The organism is Xanthomonas sp. BRIP62411 (assembly GCF_003993525.1).
In the GTDB taxonomy this organism is placed as follows: Bacteria; Pseudomonadota; Gammaproteobacteria; order Xanthomonadales; family Xanthomonadaceae; genus Xanthomonas; species Xanthomonas euroxanthea.
On sequence record NZ_QEZI01000022.1, the window covers coordinates 311,797 to 334,519 of the forward strand.

22 protein-coding genes are annotated in these 22,723 nt (G+C 67.4%); 16 read left to right on the top strand and 6 right to left on the bottom strand.

Annotated features, from left to right (window positions below):
• Positions 1 to 140 precede the first annotated feature (140 nt).
• The 3 genes from EO139_RS18120 to EO139_RS18130 all read left to right on the top strand — a co-directional run bounded on the left by EO139_RS18120 (position 141) and on the right by EO139_RS18130 (position 3,955).
• On the top strand, positions 141 to 374 hold the full coding sequence (locus EO139_RS18120; protein WP_104648615.1) for a hypothetical protein: 234 nt from the start codon (positions 141 to 143) through the stop codon (positions 372 to 374).
• A 93-nt stretch (positions 375 to 467) separates the two neighbouring features.
• On the top strand, positions 468 to 2,975 hold the full coding sequence (thrA, locus tag EO139_RS18125; RefSeq protein ID WP_126971769.1) for a bifunctional aspartate kinase/homoserine dehydrogenase I: 2,508 nt from the start codon (positions 468 to 470) through the stop codon (positions 2,973 to 2,975).
• 29 nt (positions 2,976 to 3,004) lie between these two features.
• Positions 3,005 to 3,955 (top strand): homoserine kinase, encoded by a 951-nt coding sequence (locus EO139_RS18130; RefSeq protein ID WP_126971827.1) that lies wholly within the window; start codon positions 3,005 to 3,007, stop codon positions 3,953 to 3,955.
• 74 nt (positions 3,956 to 4,029) lie between these two features.
• On the opposite strand, the gene EO139_RS18135 is transcribed toward EO139_RS18130, so the two are convergent.
• Positions 4,030 to 4,344, bottom strand: a complete 315-nt coding sequence (locus tag EO139_RS18135; RefSeq protein WP_104585347.1) for an EthD family reductase — start codon at positions 4,342 to 4,344, stop codon at positions 4,030 to 4,032.
• 146 nt (positions 4,345 to 4,490) lie between these two features.
• Here EO139_RS18135 and thrC point away from each other — a divergent pair, with 146 nt between their 5' ends.
• Both thrC and EO139_RS18145 read left to right on the top strand, forming a co-directional pair.
• Positions 4,491 to 5,798: a threonine synthase gene (gene thrC / locus EO139_RS18140; RefSeq protein WP_126971771.1), complete on the top strand. Its 1,308-nt coding sequence runs from the start codon at positions 4,491 to 4,493 to the stop codon at positions 5,796 to 5,798.
• 101 nt (positions 5,799 to 5,899) lie between these two features.
• Positions 5,900 to 6,646: a murein L,D-transpeptidase catalytic domain family protein gene (locus EO139_RS18145; RefSeq protein WP_026064774.1), complete on the top strand. Its 747-nt coding sequence runs from the start codon at positions 5,900 to 5,902 to the stop codon at positions 6,644 to 6,646.
• Positions 6,647 to 6,674: 28 nt separating this feature from the next.
• Here the strand turns inward: EO139_RS18145 and EO139_RS18150 are convergent, their stop codons facing one another.
• Positions 6,675 to 7,298: a helix-turn-helix domain-containing protein gene (locus EO139_RS18150; protein WP_080591401.1), complete on the bottom strand. Its 624-nt coding sequence runs from the start codon at positions 7,296 to 7,298 to the stop codon at positions 6,675 to 6,677.
• Between the two features lie 246 nt (positions 7,299 to 7,544).
• On the opposite strand from EO139_RS18150, the gene hisS reads away from it, so the two are divergent.
• The 11 genes from hisS (at position 7,545) to EO139_RS18205 (ending at position 18,402) form a co-directional block, all read left to right on the top strand.
• The gene (hisS, locus tag EO139_RS18155; RefSeq protein ID WP_126971773.1) at positions 7,545 to 8,978 is read left to right on the top strand and encodes a histidine--tRNA ligase; all 1,434 of its coding nucleotides are present in this window, start codon (positions 7,545 to 7,547) and stop codon (positions 8,976 to 8,978) included.
• A gap of 222 nt (positions 8,979 to 9,200) precedes the next feature.
• Positions 9,201 to 9,527, top strand: a complete 327-nt coding sequence (locus EO139_RS18160; protein WP_039521339.1) for a YerC/YecD family TrpR-related protein — start codon at positions 9,201 to 9,203, stop codon at positions 9,525 to 9,527.
• Between the two features lie 9 nt (positions 9,528 to 9,536).
• Positions 9,537 to 10,451, top strand: coding sequence for an ATP phosphoribosyltransferase (gene hisG / locus EO139_RS18165; RefSeq protein ID WP_126971775.1), 915 nt, complete (start codon positions 9,537 to 9,539; stop codon positions 10,449 to 10,451).
• Positions 10,448 to 11,743 carry a histidinol dehydrogenase gene (gene hisD / locus EO139_RS18170; RefSeq protein ID WP_126971777.1) on the top strand — a complete coding sequence of 432 codons (1,296 nt, stop codon included), beginning with the start codon at positions 10,448 to 10,450 and terminating at the stop codon, positions 11,741 to 11,743. Before hisG ends, hisD begins: the two co-directional genes overlap by 4 nt.
• On the top strand, positions 11,740 to 12,831 hold the full coding sequence (hisC, locus tag EO139_RS18175; RefSeq protein WP_126971779.1) for a histidinol-phosphate transaminase: 1,092 nt from the start codon (positions 11,740 to 11,742) through the stop codon (positions 12,829 to 12,831). Before hisD ends, hisC begins: the two co-directional genes overlap by 4 nt.
• Positions 12,828 to 13,955, top strand: coding sequence for a bifunctional histidinol-phosphatase/imidazoleglycerol-phosphate dehydratase HisB (hisB, locus tag EO139_RS18180; protein ID WP_126971781.1), 1,128 nt, complete (start codon positions 12,828 to 12,830; stop codon positions 13,953 to 13,955). The genes hisC and hisB overlap by 4 nt, the downstream gene beginning before the upstream one ends.
• The gene (gene hisH / locus EO139_RS18185; RefSeq protein ID WP_104648626.1) at positions 13,952 to 14,554 is read left to right on the top strand and encodes an imidazole glycerol phosphate synthase subunit HisH; all 603 of its coding nucleotides are present in this window, start codon (positions 13,952 to 13,954) and stop codon (positions 14,552 to 14,554) included. The genes hisB and hisH overlap by 4 nt, the downstream gene beginning before the upstream one ends.
• Entirely contained in the window at positions 14,551 to 15,285 is a 735-nt protein-coding gene (gene hisA / locus EO139_RS18190) for a 1-(5-phosphoribosyl)-5-[(5-phosphoribosylamino)methylideneamino]imidazole-4-carboxamide isomerase (protein WP_126971783.1), read from the top strand. Before hisH ends, hisA begins: the two co-directional genes overlap by 4 nt.
• Entirely contained in the window at positions 15,279 to 16,055 is a 777-nt protein-coding gene (hisF, locus tag EO139_RS18195) for an imidazole glycerol phosphate synthase subunit HisF (RefSeq protein WP_126971785.1), read from the top strand. The genes hisA and hisF overlap by 7 nt, the downstream gene beginning before the upstream one ends.
• Positions 16,045 to 16,665: a bifunctional phosphoribosyl-AMP cyclohydrolase/phosphoribosyl-ATP diphosphatase HisIE gene (gene hisIE / locus EO139_RS18200; RefSeq protein WP_126971787.1), complete on the top strand. Its 621-nt coding sequence runs from the start codon at positions 16,045 to 16,047 to the stop codon at positions 16,663 to 16,665. Before hisF ends, hisIE begins: the two co-directional genes overlap by 11 nt.
• Positions 16,666 to 16,815: 150 nt before the next feature.
• Entirely contained in the window at positions 16,816 to 18,402 is a 1,587-nt protein-coding gene (locus EO139_RS18205) for a calcineurin-like phosphoesterase family protein (protein ID WP_126971789.1), read from the top strand.
• Between the two features lie 267 nt (positions 18,403 to 18,669).
• Here the strand turns inward: EO139_RS18205 and EO139_RS18210 are convergent, their stop codons facing one another.
• The 4 genes from EO139_RS18210 to EO139_RS18225 form a co-directional block, all read right to left on the bottom strand.
• On the bottom strand, positions 18,670 to 19,752 hold the full coding sequence (locus EO139_RS18210) for a C13 family peptidase (protein ID WP_126971791.1): 1,083 nt from the start codon (positions 19,750 to 19,752) through the stop codon (positions 18,670 to 18,672).
• Positions 19,753 to 20,066: 314 nt separating this feature from the next.
• Positions 20,067 to 20,765 (bottom strand): acireductone synthase, encoded by a 699-nt coding sequence (gene mtnC / locus EO139_RS18215; RefSeq protein ID WP_046342443.1) that lies wholly within the window; start codon positions 20,763 to 20,765, stop codon positions 20,067 to 20,069.
• A 2-nt stretch (positions 20,766 to 20,767) separates the two neighbouring features.
• Positions 20,768 to 21,334 carry an acireductone dioxygenase gene (locus tag EO139_RS18220; protein ID WP_126971793.1) on the bottom strand — a complete coding sequence of 189 codons (567 nt, stop codon included), beginning with the start codon at positions 21,332 to 21,334 and terminating at the stop codon, positions 20,768 to 20,770.
• A 40-nt stretch (positions 21,335 to 21,374) separates the two neighbouring features.
• A complete protein-coding gene (locus EO139_RS18225) occupies positions 21,375 to 22,028 on the bottom strand; it encodes a methylthioribulose 1-phosphate dehydratase (RefSeq protein ID WP_104535541.1) in 654 nt (217 codons plus the stop codon).
• Positions 22,029 to 22,723 lie beyond the last annotated feature (695 nt).

Sequence of the window (22,723 nt, forward strand, 5' to 3'; positions counted from 1 at the left end):
GGCGTGGCCGCCACGCTGGACTAGCCGGATCCGTGTTGTCCGGCACCAGGTCTCCGCGACAGGATGCTGCGCAAGCGCCGCTCGGCGCGGCGCACAAAAAGTTTCCATAGCAATCAATCGCTTGTGGCTGCATCGCTTAAATGTTTGTCCTGCAAGGCTTTCTGCGTGGGTCTTGCGTTGCGCAAGGCTGGCTTGATGCGCAGTGCTTGACAGCCTTCACCCCGGTGATGTCTTTTGCGTACATGCCTGATGCCTTCGCCACCACCTCGCTTACCTGCCAGCCGCAGCTGCGGCCGGGTGCGGGCGTGGCCGGCATTAGCACCACCATTACCACCGTCACCATTCGCCCGGTGCGGCCCGTCGTCTTCGCGTAACTTCCGAAAACCACGGCCCCGCACCCGGATCAGGATGCGGGGGCTTTCCTCCCTCATCTGATGCGGACGGGGCCTCCCTAATGAGGTCTGTCGATGCCATCGCTTGCTGTTTCGCTCGAACCCGCTGCTGTTTCCGCGTCCTCTGCGCGCACCGTTGTGCACAAATTTGGCGGCACCTCGGTGGCCGATGCCGAGCGCTACCGGCACGTGGCGCAGCTGTTGCTGGCACGCGAGGAGTCGGTGCAGGTCACCGTGGTGTCGGCGATGAAAGGTGTGACCGATGCGTTGATCGAATTGGCCGAACTGGCGGCGCAAGATCGCCCCGAGTGGCGCGAGCGCTGGCATGAAACGCGGGCACGCCATCGCGGTGCGGCGGTGGCCTTGCTGGGCGAGCATTCCGGGCCGACGGTGGATTGGCTGGACGAGCGCTTCGAGCATCTGGCGCAGATCCTTGGCGCGCTGGCGGTGATCGGCGAGTTGCCGCGCGAAGTGCTCGACCGCGTGCAAGGCCTGGGCGAGGTGTATTCGGCGCAGTTGCTCGGCGACCATTTCCGTGCGCTTGGCGAGGATTGCGCGGTGCTGGATGCGCGCGATGTACTGGTGGTCAACCGCGGCGAATTGGGCGTGGATGTGGATTGGGAGGTCAGCGCGCAGCGGCTTGCGACCTGGCGCCAGGCGCATCGGCAGACGCGCGTGGTGGTCACCGGGTTTGTGGCGCGCGACCGCGCCGACCGCATCACCACGTTGGGGCGAAACGGCAGCGATTATTCCGGCGCGATCTTTGCGGCCTTGTTCGATGCCGATGAGCTGCATATCTGGACCGATGTGGATGGCGTGCTGTCGGCCGACCCGCGCGTGGTGCCCGAAGCGGTACAGCTGGAAACGTTGAGCTACGACGAAGCCTGCGAACTGGCCTATTTCGGCGCCAAGGTGGTGCATCCGCAGACCATGTCGCCGGCGATCGAGCGCGGCCTGCCGATCATCATCCGCAATACCTTCCAGCCTGAACACCCGGGCACGCGCATCACCGCCAGCAGCGCGGTGAGCGGGCCGATCAAGGGGCTGACGCTGAGCCCGGATCTGGCCGTGCTCAACCTGGAAGGCACCGGCCTGATCGGCGTGCCGGGCACCGCCGAGCGCGTGTTTGCGGCGCTGCGCACCGCGCAGGTGTCGGTGGTGATGATCTCGCAGGGTTCTTCAGAGCATTCGATCTGTTGCGTGGTCAAGCAGCATGAATCCGAGCGCGCGCGCAATGCCTTGCTGCAGGCGTTTGCGCATGAACTCACGGTCGGCCAGGTGCAGCGCGTGCAACTGACCACCGGCATCAGCGTGCTCGCTGCAGTGGGCGATGGCATGGCCGGGCAACCCGGCGTGGCGGCGCGGCTGTTCGAGTCGCTGGGGCGTGCGCAGGTCAATATCCTGGCGATCGCGCAGGGCTCCTCGGAGCGCAACATCTCGGTGGCCATCGACGCGGCGCATGCGACCAAGGCCTTGCGTGCGGCGCATGCCGGCTTCTGGTTGTCGCCGCAGACCTTCTCTGTCGGCGTGATCGGCCCGGGCAATGTGGGCGCGGCGTTGCTGGACCAGTTGCGCATCGCGCAACCGCAGTTGCTGGGCAAGGCCAACCTGGATCTGCGCCTGCGCGCGGTGGTGTCGCGCGGCCGCATGTTGCTCGACGAGCGCGGCCTGGTCGGCAACTGGCGCGATGCCTTCGCCTCCGCCGCCACCGCGACCGATCTGGAGCGTTTCACCACGCATCTGTTGTCCGCGCACCTGCCGCATACGGTGATCATCGATTGCAGCGGCAGCGCGGACGTGGCCGATCGCTATGCGGAGTGGCTGGCTGCCGGCATCCACGTGGTGACGCCGAACAAGCAGGCCGGCTCCGGTCCGTTGCAGCGGTATCAGGCGATCCGTGCGGCGGCCGATGCCAGCGGCGCGCGCTTCCGTTACGAAGCGACCGTTGGCGCCGGCCTGCCGGTGATCACCACGCTGCGCGACCTGGTCGATACCGGCGATACGGTGACCTCGATCGAAGGCATCTTCTCCGGCACGCTGGCCTGGCTGTTCAACAAATACGACGGCAGCGTGCCGTTTGCCGAGCTGGTGACGCAGGCACGCGGCATGGGCTATACCGAACCGGATCCACGCGACGATCTGTCCGGTGTGGACGTCGCGCGCAAGCTGGTGATCCTGGCGCGCGAAGCCGGGCGCGAGATCAGCCTGGAGGACGTGCAGGTCGAGAGCCTGGTGCCCGAAGCACTGCGTCAGGCCAGCGTGGACGATTTCATGGCGCGCCTGCATGAGGTGGATGCGACCTTCGCACAGCGCCTGGCCGATGCACGTGCACGCGGCAATGTGCTGCGCTATGTCGCGCAGCTGCCGCCGGATCGCGCGCCCAGCGTGGGCATGGTGGAGCTGCCGGCCGATCACGCCTTCGCCAATCTGCGCCTGACCGACAACGTGGTGCAGTTCACCACGCGCCGCTACTGCGAGAATCCGTTGGTCGTGCAGGGGCCCGGTGCGGGCCCGGAAGTCACCGCGGCCGGCGTGTTTGCCGATCTGCTGCGGGTGGCGGCGGGCGAGGGGGCACGCTTGTGAACCAGGCGGTTGCAGACCAGGCCGCGCAGATGCAACAGGTGGCGATTGCTGCGCGCGAGCTGGGCCAGGCACGCGCCTTCGCACCGGCCTCGGTGGCGAATGTGGCTGTGGGATTCGATCTGCTCGGCTATCCCATCGACGGCGTCGGCGACACCGTCACGGTGCGGCGTATCGAGGCGCCGCTGGTGCGCATCGCCGCCATCCGCGGCACTACCGTGGCCTTGCCGCTGGATGCCGCGCGTAACACCGCGGGTGCGGCCTTGATGTCGTTGCGCGCGGCGCTGGCGCTGCCGTTCGGTTTCGAGATCGAAATCGACAAAGGCATCGCGCTGAGTTCGGGCATGGGCGGTTCGGCAGCGTCCTGCGTGGCGGCGTTGGTTGCCGCCAACGCGCTGCTGGATGCGCCGCTGAGTAACGAGCAGCTGTATCAGCACGCCCTCGATGGCGAGGCGGTGGCCAGCGGCAGCCGCCATGGCGACAACCTGGGCCCGCTGTTTCTAGGCGGCCTGGTGTTGTGCACGCTGGAGCGTCTGGTGCCGATCAACGTGCCGGCGGCGTGGCACAGCCTGCTGGTGCATCCGGACGCGGTGCTGGAAACGCGGCGCGCGCGCGAAGCCCTGGCCGGCGACTATCAGCTGCGCGAGTTCGTCGCCCAAAGCACCAACCTGGCCCTGGTGCTGGCCGGTTGCCATGCCGGTGATGCCGATTTGGTGCGTACGGGCCTGCGCGATGTGCTGATCGAACCACGCCGCGCGCCGTTGATCGCCGGCTTCGCCGCTGCCAAGCAGGCCGCGCTGGATCATGATGCCCTCGGTGCCAGCATCTCCGGCGCCGGCCCCAGTGTGTTCGCCTGGTTCGCATCGCGCGCGGCCGCCGACGCTGCCGCCGCAGCGGTGAAGGCCGCCTTCGCAGGCGTTGGCCTGGATAGCCAGCACTGGGTATCCCCGATCGCCAGCCCGGCCGCGCGGTTGCTCGCATGAGCCATCGCACGCCTGTCGTTGTCGATCGATCGCCCGCGCATCGCAGGCAGGCCGTGCAGCGCGCAAGGCACGCGTCAACCGACCACGACCTCGCTGATCTGCATCACCGGCGCAAGATCGGTGTAGTTGGGAATGTCGCCCAGGATTTCCTGTGCATGTGGCCCGAAGCCGGCGTTGAAGGCCTCCACCGAGTCGCAGAAAATGTGGCACATGCCGATGTAGGCCGGCGGGCTGCCCGGCTCGCCGCCGCTGATGCCCTTGTCCACCGTGTAGCGCAGGCAGGCCGCGCCCATCCGCGCGCTCACCAGCGGCATATGCGCGTCGCGGTAGTAGGCATGGTCGAAGCGGGCGCCTTCGCGGTACGGGTACATCACGCTGACCTTGATCATCTGCCGGCTCCACTGGGAGGTGCGCGCAGCATAGCGCCGCGCCGCTCCTGCCGGGCGCCCCTGCGGCGCAGCGCGGCCATGCCGCAGTGTCCGGTCTTTTCATTCACGGGCCACGCCCCGTCTTCGCCTTGTCTGGAGTCGTCACCATGAACTTTCTCTCCACCCGTGGCGGCGCGCCCGCCGCAAGCCTGAGCCAGGCGATTGCCGCCGGCCTGGCACCCGATGGCGGCCTGTACGTGCCGCAGGCCCTGCCACCGGCACGCACGCTGACGGCAGGCGCCACGCTGGCCGACACCGCCGCCACGTTGCTGCAGCCATTCTTCGACGGCGATGCATTGGCGCCAGAGCTGCCGGCCATCTGTGCCGAAGCGTTCGACTTCCCGGCGCCGTTGGTGGCCCTGGGCACGCCCGGCGATTACGCGCTTGAGCTGTTCCATGGCCCGACCGCCGCGTTCAAGGATTTCGGTGCGCGCTTTCTTGCGGCCTGCCTGACCCGCCTGCGGCGTGCCGAAGGCCGGCCGCTCACCATCCTGGTCGCCACTTCCGGCGACACCGGCGCTGCGGTGGCGGCGGCCTTCCATCGCCAGCCGGGCCTGCGCGTGGTGGTGCTGTATCCGGATGGCCGCGTGTCGCCGCGCCAGGCGCATCAGCTGGGCTGCTTCGGCGACAACATCCAGGCCTTGCGCGTGGCCGGCACGTTCGACGATTGCCAGGCGATGGTCAAGCAGGCCCTGAACGATGCAGATCTGCAGGCGCAGCTGCCGCTGAGTTCGGCCAACAGCATCAGCCTGGGCCGCTTGCTGCCGCAGATGAGCTATTACGCGCATGCCGCCCTGCAGCACCATGCCGGCACAGGTGCCGCGCTGAACCTGGTGGTGCCCACCGGCAACCTGGGCAACGGGTTGGCGGCGATCCTGGCGCGTGCGCTCGGCGTGCCGCTGGGCCGTATCGCGCTGGCCTCCAATGCCAATCATGTAGTGCCGGATTATTTTGCCGGCGACGATTACGCGCCGCAGCCCAGCGTGGCGACGCTGGCCAATGCGATGGACGTGGGCGCGCCAAGCAACTTCGAACGGCTGCGCTGGCTCTACGACGGCGACGATGCCGCATTGCGCGAGGCATTCCGTGCGCTTTCGGTGGACGATGCCGCGATCCGCCAGACCGTGCAGCAGCGCTTTGCCCGCTATGGCGAAGTGCATTGCCCGCATACCGCCACCGCCGTGCATGTGCTGGAGCAGCTGCGCGCGGAAGGGGCCGAAGGCGGCACCGGCGACTGGGCGGTGGCGGCCACCGCGCATCCGGCCAAGTTCGAGGGCGTGGTCGAGCCCCTGATCGGGCGCGAGGTGGCCGTGCCGCCGGCGCTGGCCGCGCTGCTGCAGCGTCCCGCGCATGCCGAAACGCTGGCGCCGGACTATGCCGCGTTGCGGCAGCGCCTGCTTGCGGATGCGGCCTGACCGAACGTGTTCAGGCTATTGGGGTTGGAAAGTGCCGCCCATGGGGCTATTTCTAGCGGGTGCGGCCCCAGCGTGGCGCCGCGTCCGATGTGGGTTGGTGCATGTCTTATCGAGTGATCGCCGTTGCCGCCGCGTTGTGCGGGTGGGCAGCGGCTGGAGCGGCCAGCGCGGCCGATGCCATGTCTGCCTCGCCGTTGCCGGCGCTGGGCGCACCGCGTATCGGTCTGGTCGATGCATTGGCGCGGCAGGCGCCATCGCTGGATCGCCAGGTGCTGGCGCTGGCGGCCGAAGCCTTGCAATGCGCGCGGCAGCGCCAGCAGGTGGGCACCGAGCGCGTGCTCAGCGTCATCGACTACAGCCGGCCGTCGACCGAGCGCAGGCTATGGGTATTCGATCTGGAGCGGCAGCGGCTGCTGTTCCAGGAATGGGTGGCGCACGGGCGCAATACCGGCAACAACCTGGCGGCCAAGTTCTCCAATGACGACGGCAGTTTCCAGTCCAGCCTGGGCGCATTCACCGCGCAGGAGTCGTATACCGGTCACAACGGCTATTCGTTGCGGCTCAAGGGCCTGGAGCCCGGGTTCAACGATCATGCGCGCGACCGCGCAATAGTGATCCACGGCGCGCCCTATGTCAGCGAGGCGGTGATCCGCACGCAGGGCCGGCTCGGCCGCAGCCTGGGCTGCCCGGCGGTGCGTCCGGCGGTGGCCAGGCAATTGATCGATACCTTGCGTGAAGGCGCCTTCGTGTTCGCCTACTACCCGGACCGGGCCTGGCTGCGGCAATCGCGGCTGCTGGGCGGCGGATGTGGTGCGTCGGTGGCAAGTGCGAATGCGGGCGGGCGCTGAGGCGTTCCGGCTTGCCAGCTGTTAAGTCTCAGACGGTATCGCCGGCGAGGCTGCGCAGCGCCGCGTAATCCAGGATCTGCACCAGATGCAGCTGCGGCAGCGCGATCAACTGCTGTTGCCTGAGTTTGGTGAAGGTGCGGCTGACCGTTTCCACGGTCAGCCCGAGATGGTCGGCGATATCGCTACGGCTCATCGGCAGCGCGACGGTGTCGCCGCTGGCGCCGGGCTGGGTGGAGCGGGCCGCCAGGCGCAGCAGGAAGTGCGCCAGCCGTTCGCTGGGTTGCAGGCGCGCCAGCAGCAGGCCGGTGTCCTGTGCGGCGGCCAGTTCCATGCTGGCGCGCTGCAGCAGCTTGCGTTCCAGCTGCGGATAGCGCTCGCGCAACTGGCGCATCTGTGCCATCGGGGTGCGGCAGACCCGGCTGTCGATGATGGCTTCGATGTCGTGGCGGTGCTGCGGCGTTTCGGTCAGGCCGACATAGTCGCCCGGCAGCACGAAGCCGGTGACCTGGCGGCGGCCGTCGGCCAGCGTGCGCACCATGCGCAGCGCGCCGGAAGTCAGCGTATAGACGTGCTGGCGGATGTCGCCGGCGCGCACCAGGGTGCTGCCGGGCGCATAGGACTGGGCGCTGGTGGCCTGGTCGAGCGCGTCCATTTCCTGCGGCGACAGCGCCGCGCAGATGGCCCGGCCGCGGACTGCACACAGCGCGCAGTCGGAACCGCGCGCATCGCTGCGCCCGGACGCGCTGGGCGCCGGGCAGGTCGTGCTGGGGTCTGAAAGCTGCCGGTACATGAGTCACGCACTGCTGGAACGCAGGTGAATGATACGCCATGCGGTCAGCGCGGCCGCCCAGCCGGTAGAATTGCGCGTTCGCCACATTGCCCTGCAGGAGTTTCGCTCGTGATCAAGCCCCGTACGCCGCCCGGCATCATGGAATTGCTGCCGCGCGAGCAGATCGCGTTCCAGCGCATGCTGGACGTCATCCGCCGCAATTACGAGCGGTTCGGGTTCCTGCCGGTCGAAACTCCGGTATTCGAGCTGTCCGATGTGTTGCTGACCAAGTCCGGTGGCGAGACCGAGCGCCAGGTGTATTTCGTGCAGTCCACCGGTGCGCTGGCCAATGCCGCCGCCGCGGCGGACGAAGGCGGCGAGGGGGGCTTGCCCGAGCTGGCGCTGCGCTTCGACCTGACCGTGCCGCTGGCGCGCTACGTGGCCGAGCACGAGCACGACCTGAGCTTCCCGTTCCGCCGCTACCAGATGCAGCGCGTGTATCGCGGCGAGCGTGCCCAGCGCGGGCGTTTCCGCGAGTTCTACCAGTGCGACATCGACGTGATCGGCAAGGATGCGTTGAGCATCCGCTACGACGCCGAGGTGCTGGCGGTGATCCACGCGGTGTTCGCCGAGCTGGGCATCGGCGCGTTCAAGGTGCAGTTGAACAACCGCAAGCTGCTGCGCGGCTTCTTCGAAAGCCTGGGCGTGGCCGAGGGCGAGCTGCAGCTGGCGGTGTTGCGCGAGGTCGACAAGATCGACAAGCGCGGCGCCGACTACGTGCGCGACACGCTGGTGGGCGAAGGCTTCGGCATCGCCGCCGAGCAGGTCGACAGGATCCTGGCCTTCGTGGCGGTGCGCTCGAACGGGCATGCCGATGCGCTTGCGCAGTTGCAGGCGCTGGAGGCCTCGGTCGCTGCGAGCGCGACCCTGGGCGAGGGCATCGCCGAGCTGCGCGAAGTGCTGGATCTGGTCAAGGCACTGGGCGTGCCGGAGAGCGCGTACTGCCTGAACTTCTCGATCGCGCGCGGGCTGGACTACTACACCGGCACCGTCTACGAGACCACGCTGACCGACCACCCGCAGATCGGCTCGATCTGCTCGGGCGGCCGCTATGAAAGCCTGGCCAGCCACTACACCAAGTCCAAATTGCCCGGCGTGGGCATCTCGATCGGCCTGACCCGCCTGTTCTGGCAGCTGCGCGAGGCCGGCCTGATCCAGGGCATCGCCGAGAGCAGCGTGCACGCGATGGTGGCGCTGATGGACGAGTCGCGGCTGGAGGACGCGCTGGATATCGCGCGCCGGCTGCGCATCGGCGGCATCAATACCGAAGTGCAGATGGAGCCGAAGAAGATCGGCAAGCAGTTCCAGTACGCCGCGCGCGCAGGCATCCGCTTCGTGGTGCTGGCCGGCGACGACGAGCTGGCGCGCGGGGTGGTGGCGGTCAAGGACCTGGTGCGCGAGCAGCAGTTCGAGGTGGCCCGCGACGAGCTGGCCAGCACCTTGCTGGTGGAGCTGGAGCAGGCCAGGGCGATGCTGGTGGCCGGGGGCGTCGACGGCGATTGACGTCGCCGGAAGCGGTGAGGGGGCGCCGCCTGGTCGGTAACGGCAGCAGCGGCGCCGGGTGCATCCCGATGCACGGACAAACCCATCGACGCCTCGGTGTCGGTGGGTTTGTCGTTTCTGACTCGCTGCACCGTCCGGGGCGTCCCTGAACGCTTTGCCCGCGGCGCTTGTCCTATGGCCTGCGTTTGCGTTAATGTGCTAACACGCTATTACATTAACGCAATGAAACAACGACCCGCCCCCCGCGAAAGTGCCGATGCCGCCGCCTCCCTCAAGATGCTGGCCGATGCCCTGGCCTGCCTGAAGGAGCCTGGCGCGGTCGAGGCCTTCCTGCGCGATCTGTGCACGCCCGCCGAGCTGGAGGCCATGTCGGATCGCTGGCGGGTGGTGCCGTTGCTGATCAAGGGCGTGCCGTATCGCGAAATCCACGAACTGACCCAGGTCAGCGTGACCACCATCGGGCGCGTTGCGCGCACCCTGGAACATGGTGCCGGCGGCTACGCCGAGGCCCTGCGCGAGCAATCCTCGCGCCCTGTCGAATCCCACTGAGAGAACAAGATGAGTGCTTCCACGGCAGCACCGGCACGTGACCGGTTGCGTATCGCCATCCAGAAGAGCGGCCGCCTGGCCGAACCGGCGCGCAGCCTGCTGGCGGCCTGCGGTCTGAGCTGGCGGCAGAGCCGCGACAAGCTGTTCTGCTACGGCGAATCGCTGCCGGTGGACCTGCTGCTGGTGCGCGACGACGACATCCCCGGCCTGATCGCCGATGGCGTCTGCGACCTGGGCATCGTCGGCCAGAACGAACTCGAGGAGCAGGCATCCGAGCGCCGCCGCAATGGCCTGCCGGCCGCGTATCACGCGATGCGCGGGGTCGGTTTCGGCCAGTGCCGGCTGATGCTGGCGGTGCCGGAAGAGTGGGACTGGCAGGGCGTGGCGCAACTGGCCGGCAAGCGGATCGCCACCAGCTACCCGGCGATCCTGGCCGACTGGCTGGAGCGCCAGGGCATCGATGCGGCAGTGGTGGAATTGTCCGGCTCGGTGGAAATTGCTCCGCGCCTGGGCACCGCCGATCTGATCTGCGACCTGGTTTCCAGCGGCGCCACCCTGGCCGCCAACCAGCTCAAGCCGGTGGAACTGGTGATGGAAAGCGAAGCGGTGCTGGCCGGTGCGGTGCGCGAGCCGGCCGACGCGCGCGCAGCATTGCTGGCGATGCTGCTGCGGCGCATGGACGGCGTGCTCAAGCTGCGCGACAGCAAGCTGCTGATGTTCCGCGCCGAGCATGACGCCGTGGATGCGCTGCGCCGCCTGCTGCCCGATGCCGAGCCGCTGGTGCAGCTGCCCGACGACGGCAACGGCGCACTGCGGCTGCAGACCATGTGCCATGGCGCGGTGACTTGGCAGCGGCTGGAAGAACTCGAACGCGCAGGTGCGCAAGGTCTGATGGTGTTGACGGTGGAGCGCTCGCTGGCATGAATATTCTCGATTGGTCGCAACTGGACACCGCTGCGCGGACCCAGGCATTGACCCGCCCGGTGCAGACCGTGGCCACGCAGACGCGCGATGCGGTGGCTGCATTGATTACCGATGTGCGCGCACGCGGCGATGCCGCCTTGCGCGAGATCACCGCGCGTTTCGATGGCGTGGCGCTGGACAGCTTCGCCGTGAGCGATGCCGAATTTGCCGCCGCCGAAGCGGCGGTGGCGCCGGAACTGCGCCAGGCCATGCAGGACGCGGTGGCGCGCATCGACACCTTCCACCGTGCCGGCATGAGCGAAGGCTATGCAGTGGAGACCGCGCCGGGCGTGGTCTGCGAAAAGATCGTGCGGCCGATCGGCCGGGTCGGTCTGTACGTGCCGGCCGGCAGTGCGCCGTTGCCATCGACTGCGTTGATGCTCGGCGTGCCGGCGCGTCTGGCCGGCTGCCGCGAGGTGGTGCTGTGCACGCCGCCGCGCAAGGACGGCAGCGTGGATCCGGCGGTGCTGGTCGCCGCGCAACTGACCGGCGTGCGCCGTGTGTTCAAGCTCGGCGGTGCGCAGGCGATTGCGGCAATGGCGTATGGCACCGATTCGGTTCCGGGTTGCGACAAGTTGTTCGGCCCGGGCAACAGCTTCGTCACCGAGGCCAAGCAGCAGGTGGCGCAGTCCGGCGCGGCGGCGATCGACATGCCGGCCGGCCCGTCCGAAGTGCTGGTGATCGCCGATGCCGGCGCGCAGCCGGCCTTCGTTGCCGCCGATCTGCTCTCGCAGGCAGAACACGGCCCGGATTCGCAGGTGCTGCTGTTGTCCGACAGCGATGCGTTGATCGCGGCGGTGCAGGTGGAACTTGATGCCCAGCTGGCGCAACTCTCCCGCGCCGGGATCGCGCGCCAGGCGCTGGCGCAATCGCGCCTGATCAAGGTGCAGGCGCTGGAAGAAGCGTTTGCGATCAGCAATCGCTATGCACCGGAGCACCTGATCCTCGCGCTGCGCGAGCCGCGTGCGTGGCTGGGCCAGGTCGAAGCGGCCGGCTCGGTGTTTCTCGGCGATTACACGCCCGAAGCGCTGGGCGATTACTGCAGCGGCACCAACCACGTGCTGCCGACCAGCGGTGCGGCGCGCGCCTATAGCGGCGTAAGCGTGGCCAGCTTCCAGAACATGGTCAGCGTGCAGGCCGCCAGCAAGGCCGGCATCGACGGCATCGGCGCATGCGCGCTGATCCTGGCGCGCGCCGAGGGCCTGGATGCGCACGCCAATGCAGTGGCATTGCGCATGGGAGTGGCGGCATGAGTACGCCATCGATTCTGGAACTGGTGCGCGAAGACCTGCGTGCGTTCGCCGGCTACTCGTCGGCGCGCACCAGCGCGTTGCAGGGCGATGTGTGGCTCAACGCCAACGAGTCAGCCTGGGGCAATCCTGCCGATCCCGACGGCAGCACGCGGCGCTACCCGGACCCGCAGCCCAAGGGTCTGCGCGCTGCATTGGCGGGGCTGTATGGCTGTACGCCCGAGCAGCTATTGATCGGCCGTGGCAGCGACGAGGCAATCGATCTGCTGGTGCGCGGCCTGTGCGTGCCCGGGCGCGATGCGGTGGTGGTGACCCCGCCGGTGTTCGGCATGTACGCGGTGTGCGCACGCCTGCAGAACGCACCCCTGGTCGAGGTGCCGCTGGTGGATGGACCGGACGGTTTCCACGCGGATATCCCGGCGATCGTCGAAGCAGCGCTGAGCTCGCAGGCCAAGCTGGTGTTCCTGTGCTCGCCGTCCAACCCGGCCGGCTCGGCAATTGCCCTGGACGACATCGAAACCGCCTTGCAGGCCCTGCGGGGCAGGGCGCTGGTGGTGGTTGACGAAGCCTATGGCGAGTTCTCCGACATAGCCTCGGCAGTGAGCCTGCTTGCGCGCTACGACAATCTGGCGGTGTTGCGCACGTTGTCCAAGGCGCATGCGCTGGCAGCGGCACGCATCGGCAGCCTGATCGCCAACGCCGAGTTGATCGCCCTGTTGCGGCGCTGCCAGGCGCCGTACCCGGTGCCGACGCCGTGCGCGGCAATGGCCGAACAGGCCTTGTCCGCGCCGGCGCTGGAGGTCACGCGCCGGCGCATCGCCGAGGTGCGCAGCGAGCGCACACGCGTGCATACCGCACTCGAGCAGCTGGCCGGCGTGCGTCAGGTGTACCCCTCGCAGGGCAACTTTCTGCTGGTGCGTTTCGACGATGCCGAGGCGGCATTCCAGGCGCTGCTGGGGGCCGGCGTGGTGGTGCGCGATCAACGCGCGGTACCGCAGCTGTCCGATGCCCTGCGCATCACCCTGGGCACGCCCGAACAGAACGCGCGCGTGCTGAGCGCGCTGCAACGCACGCAGGAGGCCGCCGCATGACCCCGATTCTCTTCGTCGACCGCGACGGCACGCTGATCACCGAGCCGGCCGATTACCAGATCGACGCCTACGAAAAACTGCGGCTGGTCGACAACGTGATTCCGGCGATGCTGAAGTTGCGCGACGCCGGCTATCAATTCGTCATCGTCAGCAACCAGGACGGCCTGGGCAGCGAGAGCTATCCGCAGGCGTCCTTCGATGGCCCGAACAACCTGATGCTGCAGATCTTCGCCAGCCAGGGCATCGTGTTCCGCGAGGTGTTGATCGACTGCAGCTGGCCGGCCGACAACGCGCCCACGCGCAAACCCGGTGTCGGCCTGATGGTGCCTTACCTGCAGGACCGCACGATCGACTGGGCACGCTCGGCGATGGTGGGCGACCGCATCACCGACATCCAGTTCGCGCAGAACCTCAATATCCGCGGTTTCCAGCTGCGCACCGACGAATTCGGCGGCGAGTGGGACTGGCCAGGCATTGCACACGAGCTGGCTGATGCGCCACGGCGTGCGGTGGTCCAGCGCAATACCAAGGAAACCCGGATCCGCGTCGAATTGGATCTGGATCGCGTGGCCGAACCGAAGACCGCCACCGGCCTGCCGTTCTTCGACCATATGCTGGAGCAGATCGGCAAGCACGGCGGCTTTGCGCTGGATATCCGCGCCGAGGGCGATCTGCATATCGACGAGCACCACACCATCGAAGACACCGGTCTGGCATTGGGCCAAGCCTTGCGCGAAGCGCTGGGCGACAAGCGCGGCATCGGCCGTTACGGCTTCGACCCCGAAGACAGCCCGTGGCGTGTTGCCGGCGATACCACCCAGCATGGCTTCACGTTGCCGATGGACGAGACCATCGCCAGCGCCGCGCTGGACTTCAGCGGCCGGCCGTACTTCGTGTTCGAAGGCCAGTTCAAGCGTGAGCGCGTGGGCGACATGCCGACCGAACTGGTCCCGCATTTTTTCCGCTCGATCTGCGATGCCTCCGGCCTGAACCTGCACCTGAGCGTGCGTGGCGACAATGACCACCACAAGGTCGAAGCCTGCTTCAAGGCCCTGGCGCGTGCGCTGCGCCAGGCGATCCGTCGCGAAGGCACCGCCTTGCCCACCACCAAGGGTGCGCTATGACCGATGTCGCGTTGATCGATGCCGGCGGCGCCAATCTGGGCTCGGTGCGCTACGCATTGGAACGGCTGGGCGTGGAAGCGCGCCTGGTACGCGATGCAGCAGGGTTGCAGGGCGCGCAGCGGGTGATCCTGCCTGGCGTCGGCGCCGCGCCCGAGGCGATGTCGCGCCTGCGCGCACAGGGCCTGGTCGAGCCGTTGCGGCAGTTGCAGGTGCCGCTGATCGGCATCTGCCTGGGGATGCAGCTGCTGTTCGAACATTCCGAAGAAGGCGATGTCGATTGCCTGGGCGTGCTGCCGGGCATCGTGCGGCACATGACGCCCGCACTCGGCATACGCGTGCCGCATATGGGCTGGAATCAGCTGGTGCCGATGCGCGACTCCGCGTTGCTGGCCGGCTTGCCGGAACGCGCCAGTGCCTATTTCGTGCATGGGTATGCCGCGCCGGTGACGGCCGACACCGTGGCCGCCTGCGACCACGGTGGTCTGTTCACCGCAGTGGTGCAGCACGGCCTGCGCTGCGGCGCGCAGTTCCACCCCGAGCGTTCGGCCGAGACCGGTGCACGCATCCTGCGCAATTTTCTTGAGATGAGCTTCCCATGAGTTTCACCGTTTACCCGGCGCTGGATATCCGCAACGGCCGCGTGGTGCGCTTGCTGCAAGGCGACTACGCACGCGAGACGCAGTACGGCGACGATGTGCTGCCACGCGCGCAGGCATTTGCCGATGCCGGCGCGCAGTGGATGCATCTGGTCGATCTGGATGCGGCGAAGGCCGGCGGTTATACGCTGGCGAGCACGCTCGGCGAGATCGCCCGTGCCACCGGCTTGCAGGTGCAGACCGGCGGTGGCGTGCGCTCACGCGAGGACGTGGCACGCATCCTCGATGCCGGCGCCGCGCGCGTGGTGATCGGCTCGTTGGCGGTGCGCCAGGCCGATACCGTCATCGCCTGGCTGCAGGAATTCGGCGCCGATCGGCTGACCATCGCGCTGGACACGCGCCAGGACGCCGACGGTGTGTGGCAGTTGCCGGTGCATGGCTGGACCGAAGCGGCCGAGGCCACGCTGGATCAGCTGGCCGTGCGTTACGCGCAGGCCGGCCTGCAGCATCTGCTGTGCACCGACATCGCGCGCGACGGCATGTTGTCTGGCCCGAACATGCAGCTGTACGCGCACCTGCGCACGCTGGCGCCGCAGTTGCAGGTGCAGGTGTCCGGTGGCGCGCGCAACCTGGCCGATGTCGTTGCCGCCAAGGCTGCCGGCTGCGCCGGCATCGTGCTCGGCAAGGCCTTGCTGGAAGGGCATCTGGCGTTGAAGGAGGCACTGGCATGCTGAGCCGCCGCATCATTCCCTGCCTGGACGTGCGCGACGGACGCGTAGTCAAGGGTGTCAAGTTCCGCGACCACATCGACATGGGCGACATCGTCGAACTGGCGCTGCGCTACCGCGCGCAAGGTGCCGACGAGTTGGTGTTCTACGACATCGGTGCCAGCCCGGAAGGGCGCTCGGTCGATTACACCTGGGTCGAGCGGGTGGCGCGGCTGATCGATATCCCGTTCTGCGTGGCCGGCGGCATCGGCAATGTGGACACCGCGCGCGCGGTGCTGCATGCCGGTGCCGACAAGATTTCGATCAACTCGCCGGCGCTCGGCAGGCCGCAGCTGATCTCCGAGCTCGCAGACGCCTTCGGCGTGCAATGCGTGGTGGTCGGCATTGACTCGATCCGCGAGGACGATGGGCAGTGGCGCGTGCGCCGCTACACCGGCGATCCGAGCAAGACCCAGGCCCTGCCGATGCGTACGCTGGACTGGGTGGCCGAAGCGCAGCGCCTGGGCGCCGGCGAGATCGTGCTCAACTGCATGGACAACGACGGCGTGCGGCGCGGCTACGACATCGCGCAGCTGCGCCAGGTGCGTGCGCTGTGCCACGTGCCGTTGATTGCCTCCGGCGGTGCCGGCGACATGCAGCATTTTGCCGACGTGTTCGACCAGGCCGATGTCGATGGCGCGCTGGCGGCAAGCGTGTTCCACAGTGGTGCGATTCCGATCCCGAAACTCAAGCAATTCCTGCGCGCGCAACAGATCGAGGTACGTGATGGGCAGTAACGAGACGGCAGCGGGCGATGCGCTCGCAACACTGGACTGGAGCAAGGGCGATGGCTTGTTGCCGGTGGTCGTGCAGGACGCCGACAACCTGCGCGTGCTGATGCTGGGCTATATGAACGCCGAAGCGCTGGCGGTCACGCAGCAACGCGGCGAAGTCACCTTTTTCAGCCGCAGCAAGCAGCGCCTGTGGACCAAGGGCGAGAGCTCGGGCAACGTGTTGAAGGTGGTGTCGATCCAGACCGATTGCGATGCCGACACGCTGCTGGTGCAGGCGCGCCCGCATGGGCCGACCTGCCATCTTGGCCGCACCAGCTGTTTCCCCACCGCGCCCGGCCAGTTCCTCGGCAGCCTGGATGCCTTGATCGCCACGCGCGAGCAGGAGCGCCCGCACGGCAGCTACACCACCAGGCTGTTCGAGCAGGGCATCCGCCGCATCGCGCAGAAGGTGGGCGAGGAGGGCGTGGAAACCGCGCTGGCCGGCGTGGTGCAGGGCGATGCCGAGTTGCTCGGCGAGTCGGCCGACCTGCTGTATCACCTGATCGTGCTGTTGCGCGCGCGCGGCCTGGGCCTGGCCGATGCGGTGGCACTGCTGGAGTCGCGGCACCAATAGCATCACCCCGTAGGAGCGCACCCGGGCGCGATGGAGCGTTACCGATAACGCCCGTCGCGCCCGGGTGCGCTCCTACGATGAGGGGGGGGGCGTGATGTGCGCCCGGCCTTGGCAGGTACAATTTCCGCTGGTCTTTCCGCGGAAAAACGCATGCAGCTTCGTTTCGCTCTGTTGGCCCTGGGTTTGCTCGCGGGGGGCGCGTACGCACGCGATGCCGTGGTCGATGGCATCGTCTACGAAGAGCGCGACGGGCGTGCCGGACGCAGCGCCGACGAGCCGGGCATCAGCGACGTGACCGTCTCCAATGGCGAGCAGCTGGTGCGCACCGACGCGCAAGGCCGCTACCGCCTGCCGGTACGCGACGGGCAGACGGTGTTCGTGATCAAGCCAGGCGACCGCAGCTTTGTGCCAAGCGCGGACGGACTGCCGGGTTTTTGGCGTCACTACGCACCCACGGGATCGGCCAAGCGCAAGTACCCTGGCATCGCCGCCACCGGGCGCAACACCCGGCACTGGGATTTCGCGCTGACCCCGCGCGCCAGTGCCGGCAAGGATGGGTTCCAGATGCTGGTGTTCGCCGACAGCCAGACCGCCAGCCTCACCGACGTGGGGTATTACCAGCGCGATATCGTCGCGCCGATCGTCGGCAAGACCCCGGCCCGGCTGGGCACCACGCTGGGCGATATCGTCAGCGACGATCTGAGCCTGTACCCGGCCCTGAACAAGGTCACCACCCAACTGGGCGTGCCGTGGTTCCATGTGCCGGGCAATCACGATCTCAACTTCGATGCGGGCGACGATGCGCAGTCGCTGGACAGCTGGCGTGCCGTCTACGGCCCGGACACCTACGCGGTGGAAGAGGCCAACGCCAGCTTCGTGTTCCTGGACGATGTGATCTATACGCCAGGCGGCAAACCGGCCTATGTCGGCGGCCTGCGCGAGGACCAGTTCGCGTTCCTGCAGGCCTATCTGGCGCAGCTGCCACGCGAGCGGCTGCTGGTGCTGGGCATGCATATTCCGTTGTTCGACGCGGCGCCGGGGCAGGAGACCTTCCGGCATGCCGATCGCCGCCGCCTGTTCGCCCTGTTGAAGGATTTCCCGCATGTGCTGGTGCTGAGCGCACACAGTCATACCCAGCGACAGGTCGATCACGGCGCCGACGAAGGTTGGCAGGGCGCCCGCCCGCTGCACGAATACAACGTCGGCGCGGCCTGCGGTGCGTTCTGGTCCGGTGCCAAGGACGCCGCCGGCATTCCCGACGCGACGATGAGCGACGGCACGCCGAACGGTTACGCGGTGCTGCAGGTGGCGCCCGGCGGCGACTACACGCTGGCCTATCACGTCGCGCGTTCGGTCGATGATGCGCAACTGCTGCTGCACGCGCCCAAGGTGCTGCGCCAGGGCGCGTATGCGGCCTGGGGGATCTACGCCAATGTGTTCATGGGCCGGGACGACACCCTCGTCGAGATGCGCATCGACAATGGCGCATGGCAGCCGATGAAGCGGGTGGAGCGTGCCGATCCGCGCCTGCTGGCCGAGAACGTGCGCGACGATGCGGCCGAGCAGTTGCGCGGCTACGACCGCTCGCCCGAGGCCACGCCGTCCACGCACCTGTGGCGTGGCGCATTGCCGACCACGCTGGAGGTGGGTGAACACACCGTGGACGTGCGCGCGTCGCTGCCGACCGGGCAGTACAGCGCACGCACGGTGTATCGCCTGCAGCGCGCCGATCCTTGAGGGCTGTGCGGGGTGCGGGTGTGTGTGGAGAGTCCTTCGCGCATGAATGCGCTCCTACGGGAGCGTTGTGGATGGATGCGCGGCTGAATCCTGGGGGGCAGAAACACAAACGCCTCCACGAGGGAGGCGTTCTGGGATCCGGGCTGGCAGGCGATGGCGCGCTGGCGGGGATCGATGCTGGCTGGCGTGCGCTGGCTGGCCCGGCGAGTGTAGCGAGGCCGCGCAAGCGCTGACGAAATGAGAATTAGTCTCAGTGCATGACAGTGATCAGGGTGGCGGTGCCGGTGTCGGCGGCACGGGCAGCGGGTTGCGCGGGCGGGTGGGAGCGGCCGGCGCTTTGGCGTTCGTCGCGCTGTGCAGTGGCTGCGTATCGGAATCGCTTTCTGGAGCGCGGTCTTGCCCGTCATCCGGCACAGCATCCAGCGGTGGATAGGGATAGGCCACCGCCGGGCCTGCATGCAGGCCTGCACGCCAGCGTGCCAGCACCGGCGCGATGTGCCTGCCGAGCGACTGCTGCGGCAACGATGGCAATTCGCCGTCCTGTTTCTCGCGCGCAGTGATCGCCGTTTTGGCGCTGGCGAACGCCGCCAACGGGTCGTCGCTGCGGTTCATCGCATCGATCAACCAGGCCTGGCCGAAGTAGGTCGCATTGGAGGTGTTGCCGCAGCCGAACGAAGGCCGGTCTGCGCGCGCAGCAGTGAGGACCAGCGTGTCCGGTGAACGCAGCGCCGGAATGAAGCCGCCCGAGTAGCAGGCCGACAGCACGATGATGCGGTTGCCGATCCCGGCATCGTCCAGCGCCTGGCGCAGATCCTGCGGGCTGATGAAATCCTCCTCGTTCTGGTCCACCTGCACGTACAGCGTGTGGTCTTCGGTGCCATGGGTGGTGACGAACAGCAGCAGCGCGTCTTCCTTGCGATCCATGCGCTTGCCGACCGCCGCAAGCGTGTCGTACAGGTTGTCGTAGGTCGCCAATGGCGCGTAAGGCTGCTCGCCCAGATTGTCCGGGTTGTTGATCAACGTGACCACGCGGCCGCGCGCATCGAAGCGCCGTTCGAACAGCTGCTTGAGGTAGAGCGTTTCGTTGCGGAACACATCGTCGCTGGCATCGCCGGCGAAGCCGACCACATACAGGTCGGTCACCCCAGGACGCTGTGGCTGCAGCGCGTTCAATGCCTGCGCAAGCGCCGCCTGGTCGACCGGGTCCACCTCATCCTTGCCTGCCGCCGCCTGCTTGGGCAGTGCGGCACCGGCATCGGGGTGACAGCCGGCCATCAAGGCCACGATGAGGATCAACAAGGAGAGTCGCCGCAACAAGGCGTTCGGTCCGAAGGGGGAATGCAGCGACATGACAAACGCCGAGGTCTGGGAGGACGGGTGGAGCGCGGGGGCGCAGTGATCGCAACGCAGGCCATGACGTTGCACAACGTCCATCGATCCGCTTCAAGCACATCTTGCAGAACACGTTGCCTGCAGCAGGCCTGCCAAGTCTCGCCACTGCGCATCGGCAAGGTCGGCTGAGCCACGCCTGCAACAGCGCCGCGAGCCTGCCGTCAGGCGGGTGCGCACGGCGCGCTTGATCCGCAATGCATCAAGAGCGCATGCAACGCCGGGTAACGACTGCGCTCACCCGAGGATGAGCGCAGCGGGCTTGCCGATCGCGCTTACAGCGCCAGCTCGGTGAAACTTTCCACGCGCTGGTGGCTGCCGATCTCGTCGGCCGAGCGTGGGGTGGGGTAATCCTCGCGACGGTCCAGCAACGCGGTACGCATGCCGGCACGCTTGGCGGCGTCCAGCTCTTCGATCACGTCCGACAGAAACAGGATTTCGCCCGGCGGCACGCCGATGCGTTCGGCGATGCGGCGGTAGCTGGCGCTCTCGCGCTTGGGGCCGACTTCGGTATCGAACCAGTCGGTGACCAGCGCGCTCAGGTCGCCGGCATCGCTATGGGCGAAGAACAGCTTCTGCGCCGGCACCGAGCCGGACGAATACACGTACAGCGGAATGCCGGCCGCATGCCAGGCCTGCAGCTGGATCGCCGCATCGGCATAGATGTGCGCGGTGAAGTCGGCGGTCTTGTAGCCGTCGCTCCAGATCATTCCCTGCAGCGCCTTGAGTGCGGTGTGCTTGCGATCCTCGTCGATCCAGGTCTGCAGGGTGCTGACCAGGACTTCGTCCGGCACGTCCTCGCCGATCTCGTCGGCCACCTGGTTGAGCCAGTGCCGCACCTGCGGGTGACCGCCGTGCTCCTGCACGTAGGCCGGCATGGCGCGGCGCGCATACGGAAACAACACGTCCTTGACGAACGAGATGCTGCTGGTGGTGCCTTCGATATCGGTGAGGATCGCTTGCGGTCGTGTCATCGTCAGCTGGCCTTTGGAGGTTTCTCGGGGGCGTAGCGGGGGAATTGTTGGGCGATTTCGGTGCCGGTGAAGTGGCCGACCCAGCCATCGGGCTCGGTGAAGAAGCGGATCGCCACGAAGTGCGGCTCCGGCCCCATGTCGAACCAGTGCAGGGTGCTGTCGGGCACGGCGATCAGGTCGTCCTTCACGCATTCGATCTCGTAGACCTTGTTGTCCACGTGCAGCGTGAACTGGCCCGAGCCGGCGACGAAGAAGCGCACCTCGTCTTCCTTGTGGAAGTGCTCGTCCAGGAACTTGGCGCGCATTTCCTCGCGCTTGGGATTGTCCGGCGCGATGCTGACCACGTCCACGGTCTTGAAGCCGCGCTCGGCACTGATGCGGTCGATGTCGACGCGGTAGGCAGCCATGACCTGCTCGGGCGTGGCGCCGGGCTCGACCGGCTGGCTGGCATGCCAGCGCTCGAAGGTCACGCCGATCTTGGTCAGCTCGGCGGCGATGGCATCGCCGTCACGGCTGTCGAATTCCGGAATGCTGGGATTGGTGTCGGCGAAGATACGCAGTCGGCTCATGGCGATCTGGCTCACAAGGGAAGGGGGAGGTGGCGAGGACTCAGCGCGGGCCGCGCAGCTTCAGCAGCTCGAGTTCGCAATGCAGCAGGAATTCGAAGGCCTCCAGGTGACGGCGTGCCTCGGCCATGTTGCGGCCCCAGGCATACAGACCGTGTCCTTCGATGAGATACCCCCACAGGCTCTGTTTGTCCAGCAAGGCCTCCACCTGCGCGGCCAGCACCTGCATGTCCTGCGTATTGGCGAACACCGGCACGTCCACTGCCGTTTCATGGGTGGTGTTGCCCTCGAAGGCTTTCAATAGCTCATAGCCTTCCAGCCGGATCACGCCGGCGCCGGCATACAGCCGCGAGGCGATGGTCTGCACCGGCGAATGGGTATGCAGCACGCAGCCGATCTCCGGGAAGCGGCGATACAGCTGGGTATGCAGCAGCGTCTCCGCGGACGGGCGCAACGGCCGGCCGACGGCCAGGCCATCAAAGTCCACCACCATGATGTCTTCCTCGACCAGGCGGCCCTTGTCGCGGCCGGACACGGTGATCGCGGCGTGCTGTTCGTCCAGGCGATGGGAGAAATTGCTGCTGGTGGCCGGCGTCCAGCCGGCCTGGGCCAGCTCGCGGATGTTGCCGATCAGCAGTTGCGCCAGCTCGTGCAGACGCGCGGCGCTATAGGGCAGGGGGGCAGTGGTCGCATTCATGGTCCTATTCTACTGCCCCGCCGGATTACGGTCAGGTGCAGCGCAGCAGGGTTTGTTGCTGCCACGCCCGGGTCGCGAATGGCTGACAGGAGACAAAGAGCGCGCGTCAGGCGGTGAACGCAATGGTTTTTGTTAGCCGCCTCTTGTCGGAGGCAGTCAGAGAGCCAGGTGAAACGCTTTAGTCGGTCGAGGGCGCGGTGCCCTCACCGCTTGCGGGACACGCCGTGAACCCGTCCCTGGGGGCTCGGTGGCGGCATCCATGCCGCCACACGGTCCCGCAACCGGTGAGGGCACCGCACCAGACAGTTGGTCGGCTGTTTTCTTGAAAACATGTTGCTCGGCTTGCGGTGGGCAGGCTAGACGTTTGTAGTCTGGTCTTCCGCTCGGCTTGCGGACGCCCCCGTGATCCAACCAGAGCACGTCATGCACTGCTTGCAAACACACACACCGACCATTTCGACAGGTCCTTGCCCGCCCACCGTCGCGGGACCTTACGCGGCATGGATGCCGCGTAAGAGCCTACAGGGACGTACTTGCGGCGTGTCCCGCGACGGTGGGCGGGCAAGGACCCTGCAGCCAAGTTGCAGATCAGCAGACCAGGGCCCTGCAGCCAAGTTGCAGATCAGCAGACCAGGGCCCTGCAGCCAAGTTGCAGATCAGCAGACCAGGGCCCTGCAGCCAAGTTGCAGATCAGC

Coding starts and splice junctions, on each gene's coding strand:
- EO139_RS18120 (WP_104648615.1), top strand. CDS start 141: ATGTTTGTCCTGCAAGGCTTTCTGCGTGGGTCTTGCGTTGCGCAAGGC.
- thrA (WP_126971769.1), top strand. CDS start 468: ATGCCATCGCTTGCTGTTTCGCTCGAACCCGCTGCTGTTTCCGCGTCC.
- EO139_RS18130 (WP_126971827.1), top strand. CDS start 3,005: ATGCAACAGGTGGCGATTGCTGCGCGCGAGCTGGGCCAGGCACGCGCC.
- EO139_RS18135 (WP_104585347.1), bottom strand. CDS start 4,344: ATGATCAAGGTCAGCGTGATGTACCCGTACCGCGAAGGCGCCCGCTTC.
- thrC (WP_126971771.1), top strand. CDS start 4,491: ATGAACTTTCTCTCCACCCGTGGCGGCGCGCCCGCCGCAAGCCTGAGC.
- EO139_RS18145 (WP_026064774.1), top strand. CDS start 5,900: ATGTCTTATCGAGTGATCGCCGTTGCCGCCGCGTTGTGCGGGTGGGCA.
- EO139_RS18150 (WP_080591401.1), bottom strand. CDS start 7,298: ATGGACGCGCTCGACCAGGCCACCAGCGCCCAGTCCTATGCGCCCGGC.
- EO139_RS18160 (WP_039521339.1), top strand. CDS start 9,201: ATGAAACAACGACCCGCCCCCCGCGAAAGTGCCGATGCCGCCGCCTCC.
- hisG (WP_126971775.1), top strand. CDS start 9,537: ATGAGTGCTTCCACGGCAGCACCGGCACGTGACCGGTTGCGTATCGCC.
- hisD (WP_126971777.1), top strand. CDS start 10,448: ATGAATATTCTCGATTGGTCGCAACTGGACACCGCTGCGCGGACCCAG.
- hisC (WP_126971779.1), top strand. CDS start 11,740: ATGAGTACGCCATCGATTCTGGAACTGGTGCGCGAAGACCTGCGTGCG.
- hisB (WP_126971781.1), top strand. CDS start 12,828: ATGACCCCGATTCTCTTCGTCGACCGCGACGGCACGCTGATCACCGAG.
- hisH (WP_104648626.1), top strand. CDS start 13,952: ATGACCGATGTCGCGTTGATCGATGCCGGCGGCGCCAATCTGGGCTCG.
- hisA (WP_126971783.1), top strand. CDS start 14,551: ATGAGTTTCACCGTTTACCCGGCGCTGGATATCCGCAACGGCCGCGTG.
- hisF (WP_126971785.1), top strand. CDS start 15,279: ATGCTGAGCCGCCGCATCATTCCCTGCCTGGACGTGCGCGACGGACGC.
- hisIE (WP_126971787.1), top strand. CDS start 16,045: ATGGGCAGTAACGAGACGGCAGCGGGCGATGCGCTCGCAACACTGGAC.
- EO139_RS18205 (WP_126971789.1), top strand. CDS start 16,816: ATGCAGCTTCGTTTCGCTCTGTTGGCCCTGGGTTTGCTCGCGGGGGGC.
- EO139_RS18210 (WP_126971791.1), bottom strand. CDS start 19,752: ATGTCGCTGCATTCCCCCTTCGGACCGAACGCCTTGTTGCGGCGACTC.
- mtnC (WP_046342443.1), bottom strand. CDS start 20,765: ATGACACGACCGCAAGCGATCCTCACCGATATCGAAGGCACCACCAGC.
- EO139_RS18220 (WP_126971793.1), bottom strand. CDS start 21,334: ATGAGCCGACTGCGTATCTTCGCCGACACCAATCCCAGCATTCCGGAA.
- EO139_RS18225 (WP_104535541.1), bottom strand. CDS start 22,028: ATGAATGCGACCACTGCCCCCCTGCCCTATAGCGCCGCGCGTCTGCAC.